The organism is Pseudomonas sp. BNK-7, from assembly GCF_048072025.1.
In the GTDB taxonomy this organism is placed as follows: Bacteria; Pseudomonadota; Gammaproteobacteria; order Pseudomonadales; family Pseudomonadaceae; genus Aquipseudomonas; species Aquipseudomonas danubii.
In genome coordinates this window covers 5,855,354-5,882,111 of sequence record NZ_CP182252.1, presented here as the reverse complement: position 1 = coordinate 5,882,111, position 26,758 = coordinate 5,855,354, and the positions used below count along the sequence as shown (strand labels likewise).

The 26,758-nt window shown below is 66.2% G+C and carries 13 protein-coding genes; 9 read left to right on the top strand and 4 right to left on the bottom strand.

The window, feature by feature from the left end; genetic code table 11:
- The first annotated feature begins 229 nt into the window (after positions 1–229).
- The 5 genes from ACMGF8_RS26345 (at position 230) to ACMGF8_RS26325 (ending at position 17,472) form a co-directional block, all read left to right on the top strand.
- Positions 230–13,246, top strand: coding sequence for a non-ribosomal peptide synthetase (locus ACMGF8_RS26345; RefSeq protein ID WP_416757773.1), 13,017 nt, complete (start codon positions 230–232; stop codon positions 13,244–13,246).
- A gap of 141 nt (positions 13,247–13,387) precedes the next feature.
- Positions 13,388–14,425 carry a ParB/Srx family N-terminal domain-containing protein gene (locus ACMGF8_RS26340; protein ID WP_250329408.1) on the top strand — a complete coding sequence of 346 codons (1,038 nt, stop codon included), beginning with the start codon at positions 13,388–13,390 and terminating at the stop codon, positions 14,423–14,425.
- A gap of 148 nt (positions 14,426–14,573) precedes the next feature.
- Positions 14,574–15,623, top strand: coding sequence for a hypothetical protein (locus ACMGF8_RS26335; protein ID WP_115580614.1), 1,050 nt, complete (start codon positions 14,574–14,576; stop codon positions 15,621–15,623).
- A 571-nt stretch (positions 15,624–16,194) separates the two neighbouring features.
- Positions 16,195–16,551: a DUF6124 family protein gene (locus tag ACMGF8_RS26330; protein WP_250329407.1), complete on the top strand. Its 357-nt coding sequence runs from the start codon at positions 16,195–16,197 to the stop codon at positions 16,549–16,551.
- Between the two features lie 108 nt (positions 16,552–16,659).
- A complete protein-coding gene (locus ACMGF8_RS26325) occupies positions 16,660–17,472 on the top strand; it encodes an alpha/beta fold hydrolase (RefSeq protein WP_416757771.1) in 813 nt (270 codons plus the stop codon).
- 229 nt (positions 17,473–17,701) lie between these two features.
- On the opposite strand, the gene dsbG is transcribed toward ACMGF8_RS26325, so the two are convergent.
- The 3 genes from dsbG to dsbD are packed head-to-tail and all read right to left on the bottom strand — an operon-like array spanning position 17,702 to position 21,059.
- The gene (gene dsbG, locus ACMGF8_RS26320) at positions 17,702–18,469 is read right to left on the bottom strand and encodes a thiol:disulfide interchange protein DsbG (protein ID WP_207166323.1); all 768 of its coding nucleotides are present in this window, start codon (positions 18,467–18,469) and stop codon (positions 17,702–17,704) included.
- Positions 18,445–19,308, bottom strand: coding sequence for a TlpA disulfide reductase family protein (locus ACMGF8_RS26315; RefSeq protein WP_060840359.1), 864 nt, complete (start codon positions 19,306–19,308; stop codon positions 18,445–18,447). The genes dsbG and ACMGF8_RS26315 overlap by 25 nt, the downstream gene beginning before the upstream one ends.
- Positions 19,308–21,059, bottom strand: coding sequence for a protein-disulfide reductase DsbD (gene dsbD, locus ACMGF8_RS26310; RefSeq protein ID WP_250329404.1), 1,752 nt, complete (start codon positions 21,057–21,059; stop codon positions 19,308–19,310). The genes ACMGF8_RS26315 and dsbD overlap by 1 nt, the downstream gene beginning before the upstream one ends.
- Positions 21,060–21,213: 154 nt before the next feature.
- Here dsbD and ACMGF8_RS26305 point away from each other — a divergent pair, with 154 nt between their 5' ends.
- The 4 genes from ACMGF8_RS26305 to ACMGF8_RS26290 all read left to right on the top strand — a co-directional run bounded on the left by ACMGF8_RS26305 (position 21,214) and on the right by ACMGF8_RS26290 (position 25,264).
- Positions 21,214–21,891 (top strand): response regulator, encoded by a 678-nt coding sequence (locus ACMGF8_RS26305; protein ID WP_016965114.1) that lies wholly within the window; start codon positions 21,214–21,216, stop codon positions 21,889–21,891.
- Positions 21,892–23,217: an ATP-binding protein gene (locus ACMGF8_RS26300; protein ID WP_115580608.1), complete on the top strand. Its 1,326-nt coding sequence runs from the start codon at positions 21,892–21,894 to the stop codon at positions 23,215–23,217.
- A 327-nt stretch (positions 23,218–23,544) separates the two neighbouring features.
- Entirely contained in the window at positions 23,545–24,957 is a 1,413-nt protein-coding gene (locus ACMGF8_RS26295) for an aspartate aminotransferase family protein (protein ID WP_102860959.1), read from the top strand.
- Between the two features lie 82 nt (positions 24,958–25,039).
- Positions 25,040–25,264, top strand: a complete 225-nt coding sequence (locus tag ACMGF8_RS26290) for an MbtH family protein (RefSeq protein ID WP_016965112.1) — start codon at positions 25,040–25,042, stop codon at positions 25,262–25,264.
- 562 nt (positions 25,265–25,826) lie between these two features.
- Here ACMGF8_RS26290 and ACMGF8_RS26285 read toward each other — a convergent pair.
- Positions 25,827–26,654, bottom strand: a complete 828-nt coding sequence (locus tag ACMGF8_RS26285) for a class I SAM-dependent methyltransferase (RefSeq protein ID WP_416757766.1) — start codon at positions 26,652–26,654, stop codon at positions 25,827–25,829.
- Between the last annotated feature and the right edge of the window lie 104 nt (positions 26,655–26,758).

Here is a 26,758-nt window from a genome sequence, read left to right as displayed (position 1 = left end):
CTGCTCGTTCATGGGGTGGATCAGGGCCTTGAAGGGCAGCATGCGGACTAATTATTTCAAGACGTCATCCGTTCTCATTGGAGAAAGATTCCGGGCAGCAAGCCCGGCCACGGCGCCTTCCGGATGCCCATGATTTACTTATAACTATTTGATTTATAGATAGTTTTTTTAGGTTATGGCAGAGCAGGGCCCGATCTCCATTGCAAGCATAATCCTGGCAGGAAACCCCATGACGGACGCGTTCGAACTCCCCAGTACCCTGGCCCAAGCCCTTCAACGCCGGGCAGTCCTGGCACCTGATCAAGTGGCGTTGCGTTTCCTCGCCGAAGAGCAGGCACAGAGCGTGGTCCTCAGTTATCGGGATCTGGACCTTCGCGCGCGGACCATTGCGGCCGCCCTGCAAGCCAATGCCCGGCAGGGGGATCGGGCGGTCCTGCTATTCCCCAGTGGTCCGGACTACGTCGCGGCATTTTTCGGTTGCCTGTATGCCGGGGTGATCGCGGTGCCGGCCTACCCGCCGGAATCGACCCGTCGTCATCACCAGGAGCGCCTGATCTCGATCCTCGCCGACGCCGAGCCGCGGCTGCTGCTGACCAGCGCCGGGCTGCGCGATTCGCTGTTGCAGATGGACGAACTCAAGGCCACCGGCGCGCCGCAACTGCTGTGCGTGGACACCCTGGACGCCGGGCTGGCCGAAGACTGGCAGGCCGTTGAGCTTGAGGACCACGACATCGCCTTCCTGCAATACACCTCCGGTTCCACCGCGCTGCCCAAGGGCGTGCAGGTCAGCCACGGCAACCTGGTGGCCAACGAGCTGTTGATCCGCCGCGGCTTCGGCATCGACCTCAACCCGGACGATGTGATCGTCAGCTGGCTGCCGCTGTACCACGACATGGGCCTGATCGGCGGCCTGCTGCAGCCGATCTTCAGCGGCGTGCCCTGCGTGCTGATGTCGCCGGCCTACTTCCTGGCCCGCCCCGTGCGCTGGCTGGAAGCGATCAGCGAATACGGCGGCACCATCAGCGGCGGCCCGGATTTCGCCTACCGCCTGTGCAGCGAGCGGATCAGCGAATCGGCCCTGGAGCGCCTCGACCTCAGCCGCTGGCGCGTGGCCTATTCCGGTTCCGAGCCGATCCGCCTCGACACCCTGGAAGGCTTTGCCGAAAAGTTCAGCGCCAGCGGTTTTTGTCGCGACAACTTCCTGGCTTCCTACGGCCTGGCCGAAGCCACCCTGTTCGTCGCCGGCGGCGTGCGCGGCCAGGGCATCCCGGCCTTGCGCCTGGACGACCAGGCCCTGGCGCAGAACCGTGCCGAGCCGGGGCAGGGCAGCGCCATGATGAGCTGCGGTTTCAGCCAGCCGGAGCACGCCGTGCTGGTGATGGACCCACAGCAGCTCAGCGAACTGCCTGACAACCGCATCGGCGAAGTCTGGGCCGCCGGGCCGAGCATCGCCCACGGCTACTGGCGCAATCCCGAAGCCAGCGCCAAGACCTTCGTCCAGCATGCCGGCCGCACTTGGCTGCGCACCGGCGACCTGGGTTTCATGCGCGACGGCGAGCTGTTCATCACCGGGCGCCTGAAGGACCTGCTGATCGTGCGCGGGCACAACCTGTATCCCCAGGACATCGAAAAGACCATCGAGCGCGAAGTGGAAGTGGTGCGCAAGGGGCGGGTGGCGGCGTTTGCGGTCAGCGACCAGGGCCAGGAAGGCATCGGCATCGCTGCGGAAATCAGCCGCAGCGTGCAGAAGATCCTGCCCCCCGAGGCACTGATCAAGGCCATCCGCCAGGCCGTGGCCGAAGCCTGCCAGGAAGCGCCCAGCGTGGTGGTATTGCTCAACCCCGGGGCCCTGCCGAAAACCTCCAGCGGCAAGTTGCAGCGCTCCGCCTGTCGCACCCGGTTGGCCGATGGCAGCCTGGATTACTACGCGTTGTTCCCGCAGGCCGGCAGCGAACCCGCCCGCGTCGGTGAAGGTTCTGATGATGAACTGCAAAACCTGATCGGGCGAATCTGGCAGGAACAGCTGCAATGCGCGGCAGTGGCCGCCGACGATCACTTCTTCCTCCTGGGGGGCAACTCCATCGCGGCCACCCAGGTCATGGCCCGCCTGGGTCAGGAACTGGGCCTGGAGTTGAGCCTGCGCCTGTTGTTCGAAGCGCCGACCCTGGGCGCCTTCACCGCCGCCGTGGCACGTCTGCAACAGGACGGCGGCGTGGCCCAGGGCAGCATCCAGGCCCTGTCGCGCCAGCAGCCGCTGCCCCAATCCCTGGCGCAGAACCGCCTGTGGATCACCTGGCAACTGGACCCCCACAGCAGCGCCTACAACATTCCCGGCGGCCTGCGCCTGCGTGGCGAACTGGACGAAGACGCCCTGCGCAGCAGCTTCCAGCATCTGCTCCAGCGCCACGAAGCGCTGCGCACGCGGTTCTTCGAGCGCGACGGCCAGGCCCTGCAACAGGTGGACGCGGCCGGTGAGTTCAATCTGCAGGTGATCGACATCAGCGACCTGCCGCCAACCGATCGCGAAGCCCGGGCGCAGCAGATTCGCGAAGACGAGGCGCGCACCCAGTTCGACCTGGAAAAGGGCCCGTTGTACTGGGCGACCCTGATCCGCCTGGATGATGAAGAGCACCAACTGCTGTTGACCCTGCACCACATTATCGCCGACGGCTGGTCGCTGACTGTGCTGATCGACGAGTTCTCCCGGCTCTACGCCGCTGCGGCCCAGGGCCAGCGCCTGGAGCTGGCGCCCCTGAGCTTGCAGTACGCCGACTACGGCAGCTGGCAGCGCCAATGGCTGGCCCAGGGCGAAGGCCAGCGTCAGCTGGACTACTGGAAGCAGCAACTGGCCGATGAGGCCCCGGTACTCAGCCTGGCCACCGACCACCCGCGTTCGGCCCAGGTCCGCCACAGCGCCGCACGCCACAGCCAGCGCTTGAGCGTGACCCTCAGTGAGGCGATCCGCCAGACTGCCCAGGCCCAGCAAGTGACGCCGTTCATGCTGTTGCTGGCCACCTTCCAGACCCTGTTGCACCGCTACAGCGGGCAGACCGACATCCGCATCGGCGTGCCCAACGCCAACCGTCCACGCCTGGAAACCCAGGGCCTGCTGGGCTTCTTCATCAACACCCAGGTACTGCGCGGCCAGCTGGATGCGCGCCAGACCTTTGCCGAGCTGCTGCAGCAGACCCGCCGCATCGCCCTTGAAGCCCAGGCGCATCAGGACCTGCCCTTCGAACAGTTGCTCGAAGCCTTCCCCGACGCCCGCGAGCAAGGCCTGTTCCAAGTCATGTTCAACCACCAGCAGCGCGACCTCAGCGCCTTGCGCCGTCTGCCCGGTCTGCTGGCCGAAGAACTGCCGTGGCACAGCCGCGAGGCCAAGTTCGACCTGCAACTGCACAGCGAGGAAGACCGCAACGGCCGCCTGAGCCTGGCCTTCGACTACGCTGACGAGCTGTTCGACGCGGCGACCATCGAGCGTCTGGCCGGGCACTTCATCAGCCTGCTGGAGCAGGCCTGCCAGCAACCGGACAGCGCCCTGGGCGACTTGCCGTTGCTCGGTAAGGTCGAAGCGGCGCAACTGCAACAATGGAGCGTGGCGCCTTGCGCGAGCGCTGAACGCTGGCTGCCGGAACGCCTGCATGAGCAACTGCAGCAGACCCCGGAGCGCACCGCGCTGATCTGGAACGGCGGCCATCTGAGCTTTGCCGAACTCCATGCCCAGGCCAACCGCCTGGCCCATTACCTGCGGGACAAGGGCGTCGGCCCGGACGTGTGCGTGGCCATCGCCGCCGAGCGTTCGCCACAACTGCTGATCGGCCTGTTGGCGATCATCAAGGCCGGTGGCGCCTACGTGCCCCTGGACCCGGATTATCCCGCCGAGCGCCTGGCCTACATGCTCGAAGACAGCGGCGTGCAACTGCTCCTGACCCAAACCCATTTGCTCGGCCAGATGCCCGAGGCCCCAGGCGTCAGCACCATCGCCATGGACAGCCTCAAGCTCGACAGCTGGCCGAGCCAGGCCCCGGGCCTGCACTTGGACGGCGAGCACCTGGCCTATGTGATCTACACCTCCGGCTCCACCGGCCAGCCCAAGGGCGTGGGCAACACCCATCGCGCCTTGATGGAGCGCCTGCAATGGATGCAGGACAGCTACCAGCTGCAAGCCGACGATGTGCTGATGCAGAAGGCCCCCATCAGCTTCGACGTGTCGGTGTGGGAGTGCTTCTGGCCGCTGATCAGCGGTTGCCGCCTGCTGCTTGCCGCCCCCGGCGAGCACCGCGACCCGCATCGCATCGCCCAGCTGGTTCAGGAGTATGGCGTGACCACGCTGCACTTCGTGCCGCCGCTGTTGCAGCTGTTTGTCGATGAACCGCTGAGCGCCGAATGCCACAGCCTGCGCCGGGTGTTCTCCGGTGGCGAAGCCTTGTCCGCCGAGCTGCGCAACCGCCTGCTGCAGCAGTTGCCGAACGCGCAACTGCACAACCGTTACGGCCCGACCGAAACCGCGATCAACGTCACCCACTGGCAGTGTTCGGTGGATGACGGCGAGCGCTCGCCCATTGGCCGGCCGCTGGGCAATGTGCTGTGCCGGGTGCTGGATGCCGAGCTCAACCTGCTGCCGGCCGGGGTTCCGGGCGAGCTGTGCATCAGCGGCCAGGGCCTGGCCCGGGGTTACCTGGGACGCCCGGCGCTGACCGCCGAACGCTTTGTGGTCGACCCCCTGAGTGAGGAGGGCGCGCGCCTGTACCGCACCGGTGACCGCGTGCGCTGGTGCGCCGACGGCGTGCTGGAATACCTCGGCCGTCTCGATCAGCAGGTCAAGCTGCGGGGCTTTCGGGTCGAGCCGCAGGAAATCGAAGCGCGGCTGCTGGCCCAGGACGGCGTGGCCCAGGCCGCGGTGCTGGTGCGCGACAGCGTCGCCGGCCCGCAGTTGATCGGCTACTACACCGCCCCTGCCAGCGACGAAGATGAAACCGAGCAACGCGCTCGGCTGACCACCGCCCTGGCCGCCGAACTGCCGGAGTACATGGTGCCGGCGCAACTGCTGCGCCTGGAGGCCATGCCCCTGAGCCCCAGCGGCAAGCTGGATCGCCGGGCCCTGCCGGAACCGCAATGGCAGGTGCGCGAGCACGTCGAACCGAGCACCGATCTGGAACGGCAGATCGCCGCCATCTGGCGCGACGTGCTGGGCCAGCCCCGGATCGGCCTCAAGGACGACTTCTTCGCCCTGGGCGGGCATTCGCTGCTGGCCACCCAGATCATTTCCCGTACCCGTCAGGCCTGCGATGTCGAGTTGCCGCTGCGGGCGCTGTTCGAAGCCAGCGAGCTGGGAGACTTTGCCGAACAGGTGCTGCTGATCCAGCAGTCCGGCGCGCGCAACCAGCAGCCGCCGATTGCCCGGGTCGACCGCAGCCAGCCGGTGCCGCTGTCCTATTCCCAGCAGCGCATGTGGTTCCTCTGGCAGATGGAACCCGACAGCCCGGCCTACAACGTCGGCGGCATGGCGCGGCTGTCCGGGGTGCTGGACGTGGGCCGCTTCGAGGCCGCGTTGCAGGCGTTGATCCTGCGCCACGAAACCCTGCGCACTACCTTCCCCAGCGTCAATGGCGTGGCCCACCAGCAGGTGCATGCCGACACCGGCCTGCGCATGGCCTGGAAGGATTTCTCGGCCCTGGCTCCGGAGGCCCGGCAACAACGCCTGCAACAACTGGCGGACAGCGAAGCCCACCAGCCCTTCGACCTGGAGACCGGCCCCTTGCTGCGCGCCTGCCTGGTCAAGGCCGGCGAGCAGGAGCACTACTTCGTCCTGACCCTGCACCACATCGTCACCGAAGGCTGGGCCATGGACATCTTCGCCCGCGAGCTGGGCGCGCTGTACGAAGCCTTCCTCGACGACCGCGAATCGCCCCTGGAACCCTTGCCGGTGCAGTACCTGGACTACAGCGTGTGGCAGCGCCAGTGGCTGGAATCCGGCGAGCGCCAGCGCCAGCTGGACTACTGGACCGGGCAACTGGGCCGCGAACACCCGCTGCTGGAACTGCCCAGCGACCGGCCACGGCCCGCGGTGCAAAGCCACCAGGGCGAGCTGTACCGCTTCGACCTGAGCGACGAGCTGGCGGCTCGGGTGCGGGCTTTCAATGCCGAACACGGCCTGACCCTGTTCATGACCATGACCGCCGCGCTGTCGGTGCTGCTCTATCGCTACAGCGGCCAGACCGACCTGCGCATCGGCGCGCCGGTGGCCAACCGTATCCGCCCGGAAAGCGAAGGGCTGATCGGTGCCTTCCTCAACACCCAGGTGCTGCGTTGCCAGCTCGACGGGCAGATGAGCGTCGGCCAGTTGCTGGAGCTGGTGCGCCACACCGTGATCGAGGGCCAGTCGCACCAGGACCTGCCGTTCGACCATCTGGTGGAAGCCTTGCAACCTCCCCGCAGCACCGCCTACAACCCGCTGTTCCAGGTGATGTGCAACGTCCAGCGCTGGGAGTTCCAGCAAAGCCGGCAACTGGCGGGCATGACCGTGGACTACCTGGTCAACGATGCCCGGGCCACCAAGTTCGACCTCAACCTGGAAGTCACCGACCTGGATCAGCGCCTGGGTTGCTGCCTGACCTACAGCACCGACCTGTTCGATGAACCGCGCATTGCGCGCATGGCCGCCCATTGGCGCAACCTGCTGCGGGCCCTGATCGACGATCCGCAGCGGCGCCTGTGCGAACTGCCGCTGCTGCACGCCGAGGAACAGCAACAGCTGCTGGACAGCCTGAGCGTCGAGCCCGGCGAGCAACGTCTGGACCAGTGCATCCACCACCTGTTCAGCGAACAGGCCCTGGCCCGTCGCGACGCCCCGGCCCTGACCTTCGCCGGACAGACCCTGAGCTACAGCGAACTGGACAGCCGCGCCAACCGTCTGGCCTGGATGCTGCGCGAGCGTGGCGTAGGCCCACAAGTGCGGGTCGGCCTGGCCCTGGAGCGTTCCCTGGAAATGGTTGTTGGCCTGCTGGCGATCCTCAAGGCCGGTGGCGCCTACGTGCCCCTGGACCCGGAATACCCCCTGGACCGCCTGCACTACATGATCGAAGACAGCGGCCTCGGCCTGCTGCTCAGCGATGCACGTATGTTCGCCGCCCTGGGTGAGTTGCCGGCGAGTGTTGGTCGTTGGTGCCTGGAGGAGGACGGCGCGTTGCTGGCCGACTACCCGGCCAGCGAGCTGCCGTTCATCAGCCTGCCCCAGCATCAGGCGTACCTGATCTACACCTCCGGCTCCACCGGCCAGCCCAAGGGCGTGGTGGTGTCCCACGGGGAAATCGCCATGCACTGCCAGGCGGTGATCCGCCGTTTCGGCATGCGCCCGGACGACTGCGAGTTGCACTTCTATTCCATCAACTTCGACGCCGCCACTGAGCGTTTGCTGGTGCCGCTGCTCAGCGGCGCCCAGGTGGTGCTGCGGGCCCAGGGCCAGTGGGATGCCGAAGAGATTTGCCAGCTGATTCGCCAGCATCGCATCAGCATCCTCGGCTTCACCCCGAGCTACGGCAGCCAGTTGGCCCAACATCTGGCGACCCAGCAGCAGACCCTGCCGGTGCGCATGTGCATCACTGGCGGCGAGGCCCTGACCGGCGAACACCTGCAACGCATCCGCGCGGCGTTCCAGCCGAGCCTGTTCTTCAACGCCTACGGCCCCACCGAAACCGTGGTCATGCCCCTGGCCAGCCTGGCGCCGGAGCACTTGGCCGAAGGCGTGGCCAGCGTGCCCATCGGCCGCATCGTCGGGGCGCGGGTGGCTTACATTCTCGACGCTGATCTGGCGCTGGTGCCCCAAGGGGCGACCGGTGAGCTGTATGTCGGCGGCGCCGGGCTGGCCCAGGGTTATCACCGTCGTCCGGGGATGAGCGCCGAGCGTTTCGTGGCCGATCCGTTCTCCGGCGATGGCGGGCGCCTGTACCGCACCGGCGATCTGGTGCGCCAGTGCGCCGACGGTCAGCTGGAGTACATCGGCCGGGTCGACCATCAGGTGAAGATTCGCGGTTTCCGCATCGAGCTGGGAGAGATCGAAACCCGTCTGCTGGATCATCCGGCCGTGCGTGAAGCGGTGGTGCTGGCCCTGGACACCCCGGCGGGCAAACAGCTGGCCGCTTATCTGGTGACCGAGGTGGCCGAGCACAACGAGGCGCAGCAGGCCAACCTGCGTGAAGCCCTCAAGCAGCAGCTGAAAACCCAGCTGCCGGACTACATGGTGCCGACCCACCTGATCCTGCTCGACAGCATGCCGCTGACCGCCAACGGCAAGCTCGACCGCCGGGCCCTGCCGATGCCGGACCCGGAGCTCAACCGCCAGCAGTACGTGGCGCCGAGCAATGATCTGGAGCAGACCCTGGCCAGGGTCTGGGGCGAAGTGCTGAACGTGCAGCGCGTGGGCCTCAACGACAACTTCTTCGAACTGGGGGGCGACTCGATCCTGTCGATCCAGGTGGTCAGCCGCGCCCGCCAGCTGGGGCTGCACTTCACCCCGCGCGACCTGTTCCAGCACCAGACCGTGCAGACCCTGGCCCGGGTCGCCAGCCATACCCAGCGCATCAGCGCCGAGCAGGGTCTGCTCAGTGGCGAAGCGCCGCTGACGCCGATCCAGCACTGGTTCTTCGACAGCCGCATTCCCCAGCCACAGCATTGGAACCAGGCGTTGCTGCTGGAGCCACTGGGCCTGCTCGATGCCCAGACGCTGGAACAGGCGCTGCTGGCGGTGCTGGAGCAGCACGACGCCCTGCGCCTGCGTTTCAAACCGGTGGATGGGCAGTGGCGCGCCGAGTACCTGCCGCTGTCCGACGCGCCTGTGCTGTGGCAAGTGCGGGTGCCGTCCATGGCCACCTGCGAGGCACTGTTCGCCGATGCCCAGCGCAGCCTCGACCTGGAACACGGGCCGCTGTTGCGGGCGGTGTTGGTGGACGGGCCGGAAGGCGAGCAACGCCTGCTGCTGGCGATCCACCATTTGGTGGTGGATGGCGTGTCCTGGCGCGTGCTGTTGGAGGATCTGCAGAACGCTTATCGCCAGTTGCAAGCCGGACAGAGCCTGAGCCTGCCGGCCAAGACCAGTGCCCTGCGGGACTGGTCGAGCCGCCTGCTGGCCTATGCCGGCAGCGAATCCCTGCGTGAAGAACTCGGCTGGTGGCAGCGGCAACTGGCCGGCCCGGCCGCGCAACTGCCGGGGCTCAACGCCACTGGCCGCCAGCAGCATCAGCAGGCCCGCAGCCACAGCGTGACCCTGGATGCCGAGCGCACCCGCCAACTGCTGCAACAGGCCCCGGCGGCCTACCGTACCCAGGTCAACGACCTGCTGCTGACCGCCCTGGCCCGGGTGCTGTGCCGCTGGAGCGGGCAGCCTTCGGCCCTGGTGCAACTGGAAGGCCACGGCCGCGAGGCGCTGTTCGACGAGATCGACCTGACCCGCAGCGTCGGCTGGTTCACCAGCGCCTATCCGCTGCGCCTGACCCCGTTGCAAGTGGAAGAAGCGGCCGGGCAGGGCGCCTCGATCAAGGCCATCAAGGAACAACTGCGGGCCGTGCCGCACAAGGGCCTGGGTTACGGCGTGCTGCGCTACCTGGCCGATGACGCCTGCCGCGAGGCCCTGGCGGCGCTGCCGCTGGCGCCGGTGACCTTCAACTACCTGGGGCAGTTCGACCAGAGTTTTGGCGCCGACGCATTGCTGCGTCCGCTGGATGAATCCGTCGGTCCGACCCATGCACCTGAAGCACCGTTGCCCAACGAGCTGAGCATCGACAGCCAGGTCTATGGCGGCGAGCTGGTACTGCGCTGGACTTACAGCGGCGAACGCTTCGCCGCCGAACTGATCGGCGAACTGGCGGACGCCTACCTGGGTGAGCTGCAGAGTCTGATTGCCCATTGCCTGCGCGACGATGCCGGTGGCCTGACGCCGTCGGACTTCCCCCTGGCGCGCCTGACCCAGGCCCAGCTCGATGGCCTGCCGGTGCCGGCTGTGCAGATCGAAGACGTCTACCCGCTGACCCCGATGCAGGAAGGCATGCTGCTGCACACCCTGCTGGAGCCGGGCACCGGCTTGTATTACATGCAGGACCGCTACCGCATCAACAGCGAGCTGGACCCGGAGCGTTTCGCCCAGGCCTGGCAGGCGGTGGTGGCGCGCCACGAAGCGCTGCGCGCGTCGTTCTGCTGGAACGTCGGCGAAGACATGCTGCAAGTTATCCACAAACCGGGCCGCACCCCGATCGAGTTTCTCGACTGGAGCACGGTGCCCGAGGCCGAGCAGGAACCCAAGCTCCAGGCCCTGCATAAAGCCGAGCGCGAGGCCGGTTTCGATCTGCTCAACCAGGCGCCGTTCCACCTGCGGCTGATCCGCGTCGGCGCCGCGCGCTACTGGTTCATGATGAGCAACCACCACATCCTCATCGATGCCTGGTGCCGCTCGCTGTTGATGAACGACTTCTTCGAGATCTACACCGCCCTGGGCGAAGGCCGCGAGGCGCAACTGGCGGTGCCACCGCGCTACCGCGATTACATCGGCTGGCTGCAACACCAGAGCCTGTCCGAGGCGCGGCAGTGGTGGCGGCAGAACCTTGAAGGTTTTGAACGCACCACGCCGATCCCTAGCGACCGGCCGTTCCTGCGCGAACACGCCGGTGACAGCGGCGGCATGATCGTCGGCGACTGCTACACCCGCCTGGATGCCCGGGACGGCGCGCAACTGCGCGAGCTGGCGCAGCAGCATCAGCTGACCGTCAACACTTTCGCCCAGGCGGCCTGGGCCCTGGTGCTGCGGCGCATGAGTGGCGATCGCGACGTATTGTTCGGGGTCACCGTGGCCGGGCGCCCGGTGGACATGCCGGAGATGCAACGCACCGTCGGCCTGTTCATCAACAGCATCGCGCTGCGGGTCAAGCTGCCCGAGGAGGGGCAGCGTTGCAGCGTGCGCCAGTGGCTCGGCGACCTGCTCGACCGCAACATGCAACTGCGTGAATACGAATACCTGCCGCTGGTGGCGATTCAGGAGTGCAGCGAGCTGCCCAAGGGCCAACCGCTGTTCGACAGCCTGTTCGTGTTCGAAAACGCCCCGGTGGAAGTCTCGGTGCTGGACCGCGCCCAGAGCCTGAACGCCAGTTCGGATTCCGGCCGTACCCACACCAACTTCCCGATCACCGCCGTGTGCTACCCGGGGGATGACCTGGGCCTGCACCTGTCCTACGACCAGCGCTACTTCGAACAGGCGACCATCGAGCGCCTGCTCGGCGAGTTCAAGCGCCTGCTGCTGGCGCTGATGCAGGGCTTGCATGGCGACATGGCCGACCTGCCGCTGCTGGGTGAAGAGGAGCAGGATTTCCTGCTGGCCGGCTGCAACCAGAGCCAGCGTGAGTACCCGCTGGAGCGCAGCTACGTGGAGCTGTTCGAGGCCCAGGTGGCGGCCCATCCGCAGCGCATCGCCGCCAGTTGCCTGGACCAGCGCTACAGCTATGCCGAGTTGAACCGCTACAGCAACCGCTTGGGTCATGCCTTGATCGCCAACGGCGTGGGCTTTGATCAGCCAGTGGCCTTGCTGGCCGAGCGCGGCCTGGAACTCTTGGGCATGATCATCGGCAGCTTCAAGGCCGGGGCCGGCTACCTGCCCCTGGACCCGGGCCTGCCAAGCCAGCGCCTGGGGCGCATCATCGAGCTCAGCCGCACGCCGATCCTGGTCTGCACCGCGGCTTGCCGCGAACAGGCCCAGGCCCTGCTGGACGAGTTCGCCTGTGCCGCACGGCCACGGTTGCTGGTCTGGGAAGAGCTGCAAGCCGCCGGGCATGCCGAAAGCAACCCGGGGCGCTACAGCGCGCCGGACAACCTGGCCTACGTGATCTACACCTCCGGTTCCACCGGCCTGCCCAAGGGCGTGATGGTGGAGCAGCGCGGCATGCTCAACAACCAGCTGAGCAAGGTGCCGTACCTGCACTTGAGCGAGGCTGACGTGATCGCCCAGACCGCGTCCCAGAGCTTCGACATTTCGGTTTGGCAGTTCCTTGCTGCGCCGCTGTTCGGCGCCCGGGTCGACATCGTGCCCAACGCCATCGCCCACGATCCCCAGGGCCTGTTGGCTCACGTCCAGGAGCAGGGCATCACCGTGCTGGAGAGCGTGCCGTCGCTGATCCAGGGCATGCTCGCCCAGGACGCCATTGCCCTGGATGGCCTGCGCTGGATGCTGCCCACCGGCGAGGCCATGCCGCCGGAACTGGCGCACCAATGGCTGCTGCGTTATCCACAGATCGGTTTGGTCAACGCCTACGGTCCGGCAGAATGTTCCGATGACGTGGCCTTCTTCCGGGTGGACCTGGCTTCGACCCGGGGCGCCTACCTGCCCATCGGCACGCCCACCGACAATAACCAGCTGTACCTGATGGACGATGCCCTGGCGCTGGTGCCCCTGGGCGCGGTCGGCGAGCTGTGCGTGGCCGGCACTGGTGTTGGCCGCGGTTACGTCAGCGACCCGTTGCGCACCGCGCTGGCCTTCGTGCCCCATCCGTTCGGTGCGGCGGGCGAACGCCTGTACCGCACCGGCGACCTGGCACGCCGGCGCAGCGACGGCGTACTGGAATACGTCGGCCGGATCGACCATCAGGTGAAGATCCGCGGCTACCGCATCGAGCTGGGGGAGATCGAAGCGCGCCTGCACGAACAGCCGGAAATCCGCGACGCCGCCGTGGCGGTGCAGGAAGGGGCCAACGGCAAGCACCTGGTGGGCTACCTGGTGGCCAGTGACTCAAGCCTGAGCCCGAGCGAATGCCTGGAGCGGATCAAACCGCGCTTGCGCGCCGAACTGCCGGAATACATGGTGCCGCTGCACTGGCTGTGGCTTGCGCGCCTGCCCCTCAACGCCAACGGCAAGCTTGATCGCAAGGCCCTGCCGGCCCTGGAGATCGGCCAGTTGCAGAGCCAGGACTACCAAGCCCCGGGCAGCGAGCTGGAGCAGACCCTGGCGTACATCTGGGCCGAGGTGCTCAAGGTCGAACGGGTGGGCGTGCGCGACAACTTCTTCGAGTTGGGCGGGCATTCCCTGCTGGCCACGCAGATTGCCTCGCGGGTACAGAAAACCCTGCAACGCAACGTACCGCTGCGGGCCATGTTCGAATGCAGCACGGTGCAGGAGTTGGCCGCGTACATCGAAGGACTGGGCGCCAATGCAATCAGCGAGGAGAAGGTCGACCGGCTGAGTGATCTGATGGCCGAGCTGGAGGGCTTGTAACCAAGGTGTCGGCTTCGCTGGCAAGCCAGCTCCTACAGGAGTCGGGTTGATGGTACATAGGCCCTTGGACCCTCTGTTATGATCGCGCCCGGCCCAGGTCCAAGCACCTGCGCCGGGCGTTTTCATTCAAGGACCGGAACCATGGCAGAGCCGCTTTACTGGCACGACATCGAAGATACGATGGGCAACTGGAGCGGTCTGGGTGTCGAAGTGCAGCCAAATGCCACGGACAAACCGCCGCTGTACCTGCGCACCGGCGCCAATGCCCGGATCAAGTTGATGCACCACGACACGCCATTGTTCTGGGCCACCTTCGCCTGGGATCACGGCGGCGTCTGGCTGGTGCGCAACCCGCTGGCGGAAGGCGCCGAATGCCGAATGCTGGCCCCCATCGATTCACCCACAGTCCAACAGTACGCAGCCCTGGCGCCTGAGCTACGGATCAAGGCCTGGAGCCGCTATTTCGTCAGCCGCCTCAGCGAAAGCGCCCGGCACTTCCTCACCCCCGGTTACTGGCTGGCCCAGGGCCTGCTGCCGGAGCCCTCCAGCACCGCGAACGGCCTGGACCACTGGCGCTTCACCTCGGTGATCGATCCTTTGACCCACGTGCCCAGCTGGCACCTGTACGGCGAGGATTTTCTCGACAACCTGCAACCCCAGACCCTGGAGTGGATCGACTGGTGGCACGGCGGCGGCAAGCTCATCGGCCTGCACCGGGTCGACCCCGAGGCGGGGCGCTTGAAATGGTGGCGCAAGAAGGCCCGGGAAGGCAGCCTGCCGCCGATTCTGCTGTGGTACGTCGGCGGGCTGGCCTCCTATGTGGTCATCGATGGGCATTACCGCTTGCAGGCGGCCATCGCGGAAAACCTCGCGCCATCATTCATCGTCCTCAGCGCCACCCGCGAGTGCGACTTCGCGCCGAGCCTGGAGCATCAGCAGCGGGTCATGGATTCACTGCGCAAGCGCGGCGATGCGGTGCCGCGCAACCCGGCCCTGAGCACCGAGCACCTCAACCGGGTGCTGATCCAGGCGTTCGATGACCGGCCGCAATACCGCAGCGCTACCCCGGCCTGGGCCGGCAACGAGCCGCAATCGCAGTGGTGTGACGAGGTGCGCCAGTGCCTGAGCGGGCAAGGGCTGGAAGACCAGATGGAGGCGGTGATTGCCCGGCGTGGATAGGGCGCTGGCCGTGTTCGCTGGCAAGCCAGCTCCTGCAGGGGGGCTGCGTGTAGGAGCCGGCTTGCCGGCGAACAGGTCCCCAAACACTCTGCTATATTCGCGTCCGCCCGCCGCAGGGCCGGTCATTGATTAAGGATTAGGGACAATCGTGGAACAGCTTTTCTGGCGTGACATCGAGGATTTGGCCGGCCAGTGGAACGGCCTCGGCGTGGACGTCAAACGCCCGGCCGGCGGCAAGCCCAACCTGTGCCTGCTCAGTGGCAACAACCGTCGCATGCAGTTGGTGCTGGGGGACCAGACCCTGCTCTGGGGCACCATGTCGCACTGCCGCTATGGCGTGTGGCTGGTGCGCAATGACCTGCCGGAGCAACTGCCGCAAACCCTGGTGGGCCCCATCGACTCGCCTCAGGTTGAACAACAGGCGCGCCTCGACCCGGCCCTGCGCCTCAAGGCCTGGAGCCGCTTCTTCGTCGAGCAACTGATGCAGCACCAGCCGGACTTCTTCTACCCCGGCTCCTGGCTGGTGCGGGCCTTGCGCCCGGCGTCCCAGAAACCCATGCGGCCGCTGCTCAGCGGCACAGAAGCCTGGTACTTCAAGGGCGGCGAAGACGCCCAGAGCCATATGCCGCAGTGGGCGATCTACGGCCGCAACATCCTCGACAACCAGCAGCCCGGCTCGGCGCGCTGGGTCGAGTTGTACGAGGGCGGCGGGGCGGTGGTCGGCCTGCATGCCGTTGACCCCCATTCCGGACGCTTGAAATGGTGGCGCAAAAAAGCCCGCGAAGGCAGCTTGCCGCCGATCCTGCTGTGGTACGTCAGCGGCCTGAACTGCCACCTGATCCTCGACGGTCATTACCGCCTGCAGGCGGCCATCGATGAAAACCTGCCACCGGAGTTCCTGGTGCTCAGCACGCCGCGGCTCTACCACTATCGCCCCAACCCGCAAGAGCAGCAGAAAGTGCTGGGGGCGCTGCAAGTGCAGGTCCAGCGCAACAACCTGGACACCAGGCGCTTCAACCAGTTGCTGATCAGCACCTTCGACGATCGGCCGTATCACGGCTTCGGCAGCCAGTCGTGGGCGGGGATTGCTTCGGAGCAGGAGTGGATCGACCAGGTCAGCGGCATCCTCAAGGCGCGCGGAGGCCTGAGCGATCTGGAGGAAATCCTCGAACGCGAGGCGCCGGAAGAATACCGCTGAGTCATGCTTGCGGCTGATGCCAATCGGTTTTTTGTAGCCGCTGCCGCAGGCTGCGTACGGCTGCGCAGCAGACGCGGCGATTTCAAGGCCGCCAGCGGTCTTTGACGGGAGATCGCCAAGCAGGGTCCTGCGGGCCTTTTCGCAGCTTCGCCAAGGCTCAGCAGCGGCTACAGGGCAACAATTCCATAGGTCCACAGGCCAATGCCGATTGGGGCAAGGTGATTTCGGAAGCGGGCTGGAAGGTCGCTGGAACGGTGTTTAGTCGCTTTCTTTTGTAAGGCAAATCCGAGAAACTGCGGGCCGCTTGAATGCGCCTGGTGGGCGGGCTAGGGTTCCGGAGCCATCGCCCAATCGATGGCTCGGATGTGCAAGTCCGACCGTTACCAGACGCATAAGCGCTCAGTCATGCCTGAGCGATTTCATGTTCGCCGTGTTATGGCGGCCGTGCGCGGGAGATCTTCGGATCTGCCGGGGTTCTGGTAACTCGGTCTTGCACACCCGCGTACGGCTGCCACCTTATTCGTGTGCAAGCGAACGGTGTCAGCTCCTTGTCATTACCAGGAGTTTGACCATGAAAAAGCTCGTCCCCGATCCCCCCACGTCCTATCGCGATCCCGCCCTCAAGGAAGCCAACGCCACCCTGCGCGTGGCCCTGGCCCGGCAACCGCTGGACCCCGCGCTGTTCCAGCTCACGACCCAAGCCAAAGCCGTTTCCCCCGACTCGCTGTTCAGCGTGCGCGAAGGCGTCAGCGCCGAAGAGGCCCTGGTGCATGTGGCGTTGTTGCTCAAATGCGCCGAAGAGGTCTGCGATGAAATCACCCAGCAGGGCAGCGGCCTGGAGCGCGGGCTGATCTGGTCCATGGTGCATTCGGTGGAGATGGCCCGCGCGGTGGTGGAGGCCTTGCTCGACGGCCAGCGCGGGCCGTGAATCCGGGCATTTCCTGATACGTTTTTATCACCCCGGTCCGATTGACTGAGCCTGGTTCACGGCACAGTCTGTCGGACCTTTTTCGTCATTCCCTACAGGAGCTAGCCGATGCTTTTCGCCACCCTCGATGGACAACCGTTGCACTACCTTGACCAGGGTCAGGGGCCGGTGGTGTTCCTGGCCGGCAGTTATTTGTGGGACACCAGCATGTGGGCGCCGCAGATCGAGGCGTTGTCGGCGCAGTACCGGGTGATTGCGGTGGACCTGTGGGGCCATGGCCAGTCCGGGCCGTTGCCGCAAGGCACCGCGTCGCTGGACGATGTGGCGCGGCAGATGCTGGCCTTGCTCGATCATCTGCACATCGAGCGGGTGACGTTGGTGGGCTTGTCGGTGGGCGGCATGTGGGGGGCACGTCTGGCCCTGGCGGCGCCGCAGCGCATCGACGGCCTGGTGCTGATGGACACCTACCTGGGGGCCGAGCCGGAGCCGACCCGGCAATACTACTTTTCCCTGTTCCAGCAGATCGAGGACAGCGGCCTGATCGCCGAAGCGCTGCTGGATATCGTGGTGCCGATCTTCTTCCGCCCGGGTATCGATCGGCAGTCGGCGCTGTATCAGGATTTTCGTGCCAGCCTCGCGGCGCTGCCGACCGAGCGTTTGCGCGCGAGCGTGATTCCCATGGGGCGCATCACCTTCAGCCGGGCGGATGTGCTGGAGCAGTTGCAGCACCTGGATGGGCCGAACACCTTGCTGCTGTGTGGCGATCAGGACCAGCCGCGGCCGCCGGCGGAAACCGTCGAGATGGCCGAGCGCATTGGCTGCCCTTATCAGCTGGTGCCCGAGGCCGGGCATATCTCCAGCCGTGAGAACCCGGAGTTCGTGACCCGGGCCTTGCTGGCGTTTTTACAGCGCCACGGTTGAAGCCCGATTCTTCCGTTGCAGGAGCTGGCTTGTCAGCGAAGGGGCCTGCAAGTCAGGCGCCCATCGCAAGGACGCTTTCGCCGGCAAGCCGGCTCCTACAGAGGCTGCACAATGGCGAGGTGTTCACCTGCTGTCGTAGGCGCTGGCTTGCCAGCGAAGGGGCCCGCAAGCCAGGCGCCCGTCGCAAGGACGCCTTCGTCGGCAAGCCGGCTCCTACAGGGGCGGGGATTTATTTCGGGCCGAAAATCTGCGTCAGCTTGCCCGGGGCCGGGGCGCCTTGCTGTTGTTGCAGTTCGCCCTTGTCGTCGAGGTAGAAGATCGCCGGGGTCGCCGACAGCTCCAGTTCCTCCATCAGCTTCATGTTGGCGTCGAGCTTGGCCTGCACCGCCGCTGGAATGCTCGCCAGGGGTTTCAGGGCGCTGGCCTTGCCGGCTTTCTCGTGGTCCTGCAGGGCCTGTTGCGGGTCCTTGGCGGCCAGCAGGGCGGCGGATTTGCCCGGGCTGTCTTCGCGGATGATGCCCACCATGATGTGCCGCAATTGCACCTTGCCGGCGTTCACCCAGGGCCGCGCCTGTTGCCAGAACATGTTGCAGTAGGGGCAGTTGGGGTCGCTGAACAGGTAGACGATGCGCGGCGCATCGGCCTTGCCGTCGGCGATCCAGTTGCTCTTGTCCAGGTTGTTCCAGACTTCCTTGGCCATCGGTGCGTAGACCAGTTTCTGCAGCGGCTCGGCGCTGAGGTCCTTGCCGTCGGCGTCGTACAGGTTGCCCAGCAGCACGTGCTTGCCGTCCGGGGTCAGGTACAGGGCCATGCCACGGTTCTGGTACTGCGCGGCGTAGCCCTTGAGGCCATCCGGGGCATCGAAGCTGCCGAGGATCTTGGCGCCTTTTTCTTCGATCTTGCGGATCGGTGCGGGCAGTTCTTCGGCGTGCAGCAGCGGCGCGTTGAGCAGGGCTGCGCCCAAGGAAAGGCTCAGCAGGTGGCGGATGAAGGGCATGGCAGTTTCCTTGCAGGGGCGACCGGGGTCGGATGGGCGTCGTCGAAGTTTTCCAGGGCACGGGCCAGGCTGGCCTCCGAGAGTTCACCCAGGTGACTGCTCAGCAGACGGCCGTCGGCGCTGTAGAACAGTGTAGTGGGCAGGGCCATGGAGCCCACGGCCTGGCCCAGGCGGCCGCCGCTGTCGAACAGTACGTTGTCCAGGTTCAGTTCCTGGGTGGCGAGGAAGGTGGCCACGCTTTGCATGCTTTCGCCCTGGTTGACGAACAGGAAGGTCAGGTCCGGACGTTGCTGCTGGGCGCGCTCCAGGACCGGCATTTCTCGCCGGCACGGCGGGCACCAGGTGGCCCAGAGGTTGATCACCAGTGGCCCACCCTGGTAGTCGGTGAGCTGCACGGTGTCGCCGGTGGCATTGCGCAGGGGCATTTCCGGCAGGCGGGTGCCCTGGTCGTAGAGCGTCAGGGACAGGCTGGCCAGCAGCCAGAAGGCCAGGCCGCTGGCGATACCGGCGCCCAGCGGGCGGCGCAGCGGTGGGCGTTTCCAGCCCCAGGCCAGGGCCGCCAGGAGCATGAAGATGACCCCCGGCCAGGCCAGGAAACCGCCGTCGCGCAGGTCGATGATCAGCCACAGGTTGTGCTGGTAGTGCTTCCAGTAAGCGATGACGAAGCAGATTCGCGCCGCGAGCATGCCCAGCAGGAACAGCATGAACAGCACCGATTCCGGGTTGTCGCCGCCGCGCTTGGCCACCCGCCAACCCACCAGGGTGGCCAGGGCCAGGGCACTGATCAGCAGCAGGTGGTTGAGGGCGATGGCGAAGGTGCCGATGGTAAAGGTCAGCATCAACGGGCTTCCCGGGTCTGGGTCCAGCGTTGCAGGAAGGCCGTGGCATCCACTTCGCCGGTGATGCGCTGGCTGCGGCGCTCGCTGCCATCCGGGCCGATCCACAGGAAGCTGGGTGGGCCGGGCACTTTGTAGCGGCTGAGCAGTTCGCGGCCGTCGGCGTTGTCATGGGTGACGTCCAGGCGCAGCAGGCGCACGTCCTTCAGGGCGTCGAGGACTTGGGGCTGGCCGAACACGGTTTTCTCCATGATCTTGCAGGACACGCACCAGTCGGCGTAGTAGTCCAGCAGCACCCATTGGCCCTGGGCCTGGGCGCTGTCCAGGGCACGTTGCAATTCCGCGGGCGACTTGACGGTGGTGAAGGCATCGTGGGCCGTGGCGCTGCTGGCCACGCTGCCACCGCTGTAGACCTTCAGCGGTCGCCACAGGTCATCGCTGCCACCGGCGGCGCCCACCAGCAGCACGCTGCCCCACAGGCCAGACAGCACGGCGGCGGCGCCGAACAGGTGCAGCAGGCGCCCGGCGCTGGCCCTTTGCTGCCAGGCGCAATAGGCCAGTACCAGGGCCAGGGCGCCCCACAGACCGATCCACAGGCTGGTGTCGAGCACCGGGCGCAACATATAGATAGCGGTGCCCAGGAACAGGAAGCCGAACACGCCCTTGAGCAGGTTCATCCAGGGCCCCGGCTTGGGCAGGAAGCGGTTGCCCAGGGTCACTAGCAACAGCAGCGGCAGGCCAATGCCCAGGCCCAGGGCGAACAGCGCCAGGCCGCCAAACAGGGCATTGCCGGTCTGGGCGATGTACAGCAGGCCGCCGGCCAGGGGCGCGGTCATGCACGGGCCCACCAACAGCGCCGACAGCGCGCCGAGAGCGCCACAGCCGATCAGGCTGCCGCCCTGGCGCTGGCGGCTGGCGCCCTCCAGGCGGTCGCGCAGAAACGCCGGCATTTGCAGTTCAAAGAAGCCGAACATCGGCAGCGCCAGCAGCACGAACAGCGCGGCGAAGCTGCCCAGCACCCAGGGCTGTTGCAACCAGGCCTGCAGGTTGCTGCCCAGCAGGGCGGCGATCACCCCCATGCCGGCATACACCAGGGCCATGCACAGCACGTAGCTGGAGGCCAGGGCCAGGCCCCGACGCGGGCTGGCGCCGCTGCCGACCACGATCCCCGCGAGGATCGGCAGCATCGGCAGTGAGCAAGGGGCGAAGGCCAGCAGCAGGCCGAAGCCGAAGAAGGCCAGCAGGCCCAGGCCCCAGGATTTTTGTTGCAGGTCGTTGGCCAGCAGTTGGTCCTGGGCCGTGCCGTTGCCGGTTGCGGCGCTGTTGCCGGCGGCAACGGCGGGGGCGCCCCCCAGGTTGACTTCCAGGGTCTGTGGCGGGTAGCACAGGCCGGCGTCGGCGCAGCCCTGCCAGCCCAGCTTGATCTTGCCGCTGGCGGCTGCCGGCAGCTTCACTTCCAGGCCCTGGCGATACACCGTCTGTTCGCCGAAGAACTCGTCGCTGTGGTGTTCGCCGTCCGGCAGGGCCGGCTGATGGTCCTGGGCCAGGCCGTCGAACTTCAGGCGTTTCTGGTACAGGTAGTAGCCGTCGGCAATCTGCCAGAACAGCTGGGTTTCCCCAGAAGGCAGGCGCTCGGAGGTGAAGGTGAAGGCCTTGTCCACCGGCAGGAAGTCGGGCTTGACCTCGAACGGATTGTTGCTGGCTTCTGCCAGGGTGGTGAACAGCATAAACAGCAAAATGAGCAATCGACGCATGGTCAAGCCTTAAACCGGTGCAAGTGGGATGCACAATGGCGGGTCCTGATTAACCGATGATTAACCATACTTGGGTTGTTGCACGGCAGTGGCGGGCATAATGTCCGCTTAATCCGCCGCCTGTCTAATCAACGCCTTTGTTACAGGACCGACCATGCACGTACTTGTCTGTGAAGATGATGAGCTGATTGCCAGCGGAATAGTCGCCGGCCTCACGGCCCAGGGCCTGACGGTCGAGCATGTGGCCTCTGCCTCGGCGGCGCGGGCCATGCTCGGCGTGGCCGATTTCGACGTGATGGTACTGGACTTGGGCCTGCCGGATGAAGATGGTTTGAAGTTGCTCAAGCAACAGCGCCAGCAGGGCCTGGAGATTCCGGTGCTGATCCTCACCGCCCGCGACTCGGTGACCGATCGGGTCGACGGCCTGCAGGCCGGGGCCGACGATTACCTGCTCAAGCCCTTCGACCTGCGGGAACTGGCGGCGCGTCTGCATACCCTGTTGCGCCGGGTGGCGGGGCGCAGTGTCAACCTGATCGAGCACGGACGCCTGACCTACGACCCCAGCACCCGGGAAACCCGCCTGGGCGGCGAGCCGGTGGATCTGTCCCGGCGCGAGCAGGCGCTGCTTCAGGCCCTGCTGCACAACCGCGGCCGGGTGCTGTCCAGCGAACAGCTCAAGGACAGCGTCTACGGGTTCAACGACGAACTGGAAAGCAACGCCCTCAACGTGCACATCCACCACCTGCGACGCAAACTGGGCAACGGCATCGTCGAGACGGTGCGCGGCCTGGGCTATCGCCTGGGGCCGGCCGATGGCCAGGAGAAGTCCTAAGTGAGGAGCCTGCGCCTGCGCCTGAGCGTGACCCTGGGCGCCGCCTTCATTCTGATCTGGACCCTGGCCGCGGCCTGGATGCTCAGCGATCTGCGCAATCAGATGATGTTTTCCCTGGACCAACGCCTGGTGGCCTCGGCGCGCATGGTGGCCGGCCTGCTGGAACAGATGCCGGCGCTGCCTTCCGACACCCACGCCCATCCCATTGCCAGCGCGGCCTTGACCATTCCCGGGGGCATGGCCTGCCAGGTCAGCTCCCTGCGCGGGCAGGTCCTGGCACGCAGCCACAGCACGCCTGAACACACCCTGGAAGCCGAGAAACTGGGCTTTCATGACCAGATGATCGACGGCGCGCCCTGGCGCACCTTCACCCTGGTGCGCGGTGATCTGCGCATCACCACCGCTGACCGCCAGGTGGAACGCGAAGCCCTGAACATGTCGGTGCTGCTGGCCGCTTCGGTGCCGGTGGGGGTGGCCTTGCTGGGCTGTCTGTGGCTGTTGTGGCTGGGCATCGGCCAGAGCCTGGCGCCGCTGAACCGGATTCGCGACGCGCTGATGCGCCGTAGCGCCGATTCCCTGGAACCGTTGCAGATCCGGCCCATGCCCAGCGAATTGCGGCCGCTGGTGGACACCCAGAACCAGCTGTTCCAGCGCATCGCCAAGACCATCGAACGCGAACGCCGCCTGACTGGTGATGCCGCCCATGAATTGCGCAGCCCGCTGACCGCGATCAAGACCCACCTGCAGGTGGCGCGCATGACCGACGGTGCGGCCCGGGATCAATCCCTGGCCCGGGCCGAGGAGGGCGCCGACCGCCTGCATCGGACCCTGGAACAACTGCTGTTGCTGGCTCGGGTCGAGGGCAGCCTGTCGTTTGATGACGGCGTGCACTGCAATGCCGAGCAAGTGGTTCGCCTGGCAATCCAGGATGCCGCCGTGGGCGCCCGGCAGCGGGTCAAGGTGCACCTGGGAGAGCACGCCGCCGAGGCCCCGGTGGCCATGCCCTCGACCCTGGCGATTGCCGCCTTGCGCAACCTGTTGGACAACGCCCTGCGCCACACCCCGCAAGACTGCCCGGTGGAGTTGAACCTGGAGCTGGTGGCCGGTCGCCTGCGTTTCCAGGTGCGTGACCATGGCCCGGGGATTGCCCAGGAAGACCTGCAGCACCTGACCCAGCGCTTCTGGCGCAACAGCCAGAGCACGGGGTGCGGACTGGGCCTGGCGATTGTCCAGGCCATCGTCCAGCGCTGCGGCTGCGAGCTGAACTTCGACAGCCGTCCTGACGGCCTGCGGGTCGAACTGACCCTGCCTGCCCACCCCGCCTGACCCATCACCGCCCGCTGCAGGCGCTGGCTTGCCAGCGAAGGGGTCCTTGAAACCGCCTTCGCCAGCAAGCGGGCTGCTACAGGGCCTTGTACGTTCCGCCTGCCCGCCGCAGGAGCTGGCTTGCCAGCGAAGAGGCCCCTGAGATCGCCTTCGCCAGCAAGTTGGCTCCTACGGGGCGGTATATGCAATTTCCTCGTCCTGGGGTGTAAATCCCGACCGCGCTGATGCGTTTTTAGAACAGGAAAACCTGTCAGTGCGCACCCGCGCTTGGGCTGCGCATCCGGCCGGTGGTCGTTTTGCTCAAATTGCAGCGCGAGGGTTCGAGACATGTCAGCCGTTACCAGCCTTATGGACGATCAGCCGGTGGGCCTTGCTCCCGCCCCGGCCGAGGCGCTTTACCAGTTCGAGGAGTCGCCCCTGCTGGCCCGTCAGAGCCGTCAGGAATCCAATGCCCGCAGCTATCCGCGGCGCATTCCCCTGGCCCTGAAGCGGGCCAGTGGCATTCATGTCGAGGATGTCGAAGGCCGGCGTTTCATCGATTGCCTGGCCGGGGCCGGGACCCTGGCCCTGGGCCACAACCACCCGGAGGTGATCGCCGCGATCCAGCAGGTGCTGGCCGATGAACTGCCGCTGTTGACCCTGGACCTGACCACCCCGGTCAAGGACCAGTTCGTCCAGGACCTGTTCGGCCTGTTGCCCGAGGCCCTGGCCGCCGAAGCCAAGATCCAGTTCTGCGGCCCCACCGGCACTGATGCCGTGGAAGCCGCGCTGAAGCTGGTGCGCACCGCCACCGGACGCAGCACCGTGCTGTCGTTCCAGGGCGGTTACCACGGCATGAGCCAGGGCGCGCTGAGCCTGATGGGCAGCCTGGGGCCCAAGCGTGCGTTGGCGGGACTCTTGAACAACGGTGTGCAGTTCCTGCCCTTTCCCTATGACTACCGCTGCCCGTTCGGACTGGGGGGCGCCGAGGGGGTCAAGGTCAACCTGCATTACCTGGAAAACCTGCTGAGCGATCCTGAAGCGGGCGTGGCCCTGCCGGCGGCGGTCATCGTCGAGGCGGTGCAGGGCGAGGGCGGGGTGATCCCGGCGGACCTGGACTGGCTGCGAGGGTTGCGGCGCATCACCGAGCAGGCCGGGGTGGCGCTGATCGTCGATGAAATCCAGAGCGGCTTCGGTCGCACCGGCAAGATGTTCGCCTTCGAGCACGCCGGGATCATTCCCGATGTGGTGGTGATGTCCAAGGCCATCGGCGGCAGCCTGCCGCTGGCGGTGATGGTCTATCGCGACTGGCTCGACACCTGGCAGCCGGGGGCACACGCCGGGACCTTCCGTGGCAATCAGATGGCCATGGCCACCGGTTCCGCGGTGATGCGCTACCTCAAGCAGCACCGTCTGCCCGAGCACGCGGCGGCCATGGGCGAGCGCTTGCGCGAGCACCTGCTGATCCTGCAGCGGGACTTCCCGCAACTGGGGGATGTCCGTGGCCGTGGCCTGATGCTTGGCGTCGAGCTGGTGGACCCGGCCGGCGCCCCGGATGCCCAGGGCCATCCGCCGCAACATTTGCGCCTGGCGCCGCTGGTGCAGCGTGAATGCCTCAAGCGCGGCCTGATCCTCGAACTGGGCGGGCGCCATGGCAGCGTGGTGCGCTTCCTGCCGCCGCTGATCATCAGCGCGGCGCAGATCGATCAGGTGGCGGACATCTTCAGCAAGGCAGTGGCTGCCGCGGTGGCCAGCCTCTAATTTTTCTCGGCCCTGGTTCGTTCCTTCTACACAACTGCCACGCCTGGGGCGCGGCACACCTTATTAACGACGGAGACAAGCAATGACTTCAGTATTCGACCGTGAGGACATCCTGTTCCAGGTGGTGGTCAACCACGAAGAGCAATACTCGATCTGGCCCGACTACAAGGCCGTGCCCCAGGGCTGGCGCACTGTGGGCAAGAGCGGCTTCAAGAAAGAGTGCCTGGCCTACATCGAAGAAGTCTGGACCGACATGCGGCCCCTGAGCCTGCGCCAGAAGATGGACCAGCAGGCCGTGGCCGGCTGATCTGCAAGGCCTGTAGCCGCTGCTGAGCCTGCGAGGCTGCGCCAAGGGCCGCAGGCCCTTCAGCGTTCTCAAGAACAGCGCCTCCTGCGGAGCCGTTCGCAGCCTGCGGCAGCGGCTACAAAAAACCGGATCGAGATTGTTGTGTAGCCGCTGCTGAGCCACGGCGAAGCTGCGCAAAGGGCCGCAGGCCCTTCAGCGTTCTCAAGAGCAGCGCCTCCTGCGGAGCCGTTCGCAGCCTGCGGCAGCGGCTACAAAAAACCGGATCGAGATTGTTGTGTAGCCGCTGCTGAGCCACGGCGAAGCTGCGCAAAGGACCGCAGGCCCTTCAGCGTTCTCAAGAGCAGCGCCTCCTGCGGAGCCGTTCGCAGCCTGCGGCAGCGGCTACAAAAACCGGATCGAGTTTGTTGTGTAGCCGCTGCTGAGCCACGGCGAAGCTGCGCAAAGGGCCGCAGGCCCTTCAGCGATCTCAAGAGCAGCGCCTCCTGCGGAGTCGTTCGCAGCCTGCGGCAGCGGCTACAAAGGCGCTGGCGTCTTGAGCTTGGTGGTTTTTCATGCCGGGCGATCAGGCCAGGCGCTTGACGGCCTGCAGGGTGTAGCTCAGTGGCAGGCGCCATGGCGCTTCCTTGAGTCGCCATTCGCCGCGTTCATCCACCACCATCTGCCCGGGCAGGGCCTCCCAGGGAATGCTCTGGTGTTCCACCAGCCCGGTGATTTCCAGGCCTTGGGCCAGCAAGGCGCTGATGATTTCCCCCAGGCCGTGATTCCACTCGTGGGTCACCGTGGCCTTGAGGCTGCTGTCGGTTTCCACGTACGTGGCGTCATCGTCCCAGACCAGCGGCTCGCTGCGTTCGAAATAGGGAAACGCCACTTGCAGCGAGTCGCTGTGACCCTCATCCAGGGCCCAGAGCATTGGATGCCCCTCGCGGATAAACAGCCGGCCACCGGGCTTGAGCAGGGCGCCGACGGTCTGTGCCCAGCGCTCGATGCTCGGCAGCCAGCACAGCGCGCCGATGCCGGTGTAGACCAGATCGAAGCTGCCCTTGGGCAGCACCTCGGCGGCCAGGAACACGTCCGACTCGTGGTAGTCGATGGGCGTATGGCAGCGCAGGGCCAGGGATCGGGCTTCAGCCAGGGACGCCGAGGAAAAATCCAACCCGCTCATCTGCGCGCCGAGGCGGGCCAGGGACAGGGTGTCGGTGCCGATATGGCATTGCAGATGCACGCCGCGCAGGCCCTGGATGTCTCCCAGCAGGGGGCGGTCGAACTGCACCACGTCGGAGAGAAACTGCGGGTCATCGACAAAGCGCTGCACCGCGTAATCTGCCGAGGCGGCGTGCAAGGGCGCGCGTTCGTCCCAATTGGTCTTATTGAGTGTCAGGTATTCGCTCATGGCCTGGTCTTCCTGTCTGGGCATTGTTGCGACGCGCAGACTAGCACCGGGAAATGACCGCAATCTTGAGCAAATATGTAAGCGGCCCGGTTCCCCTGACCCCG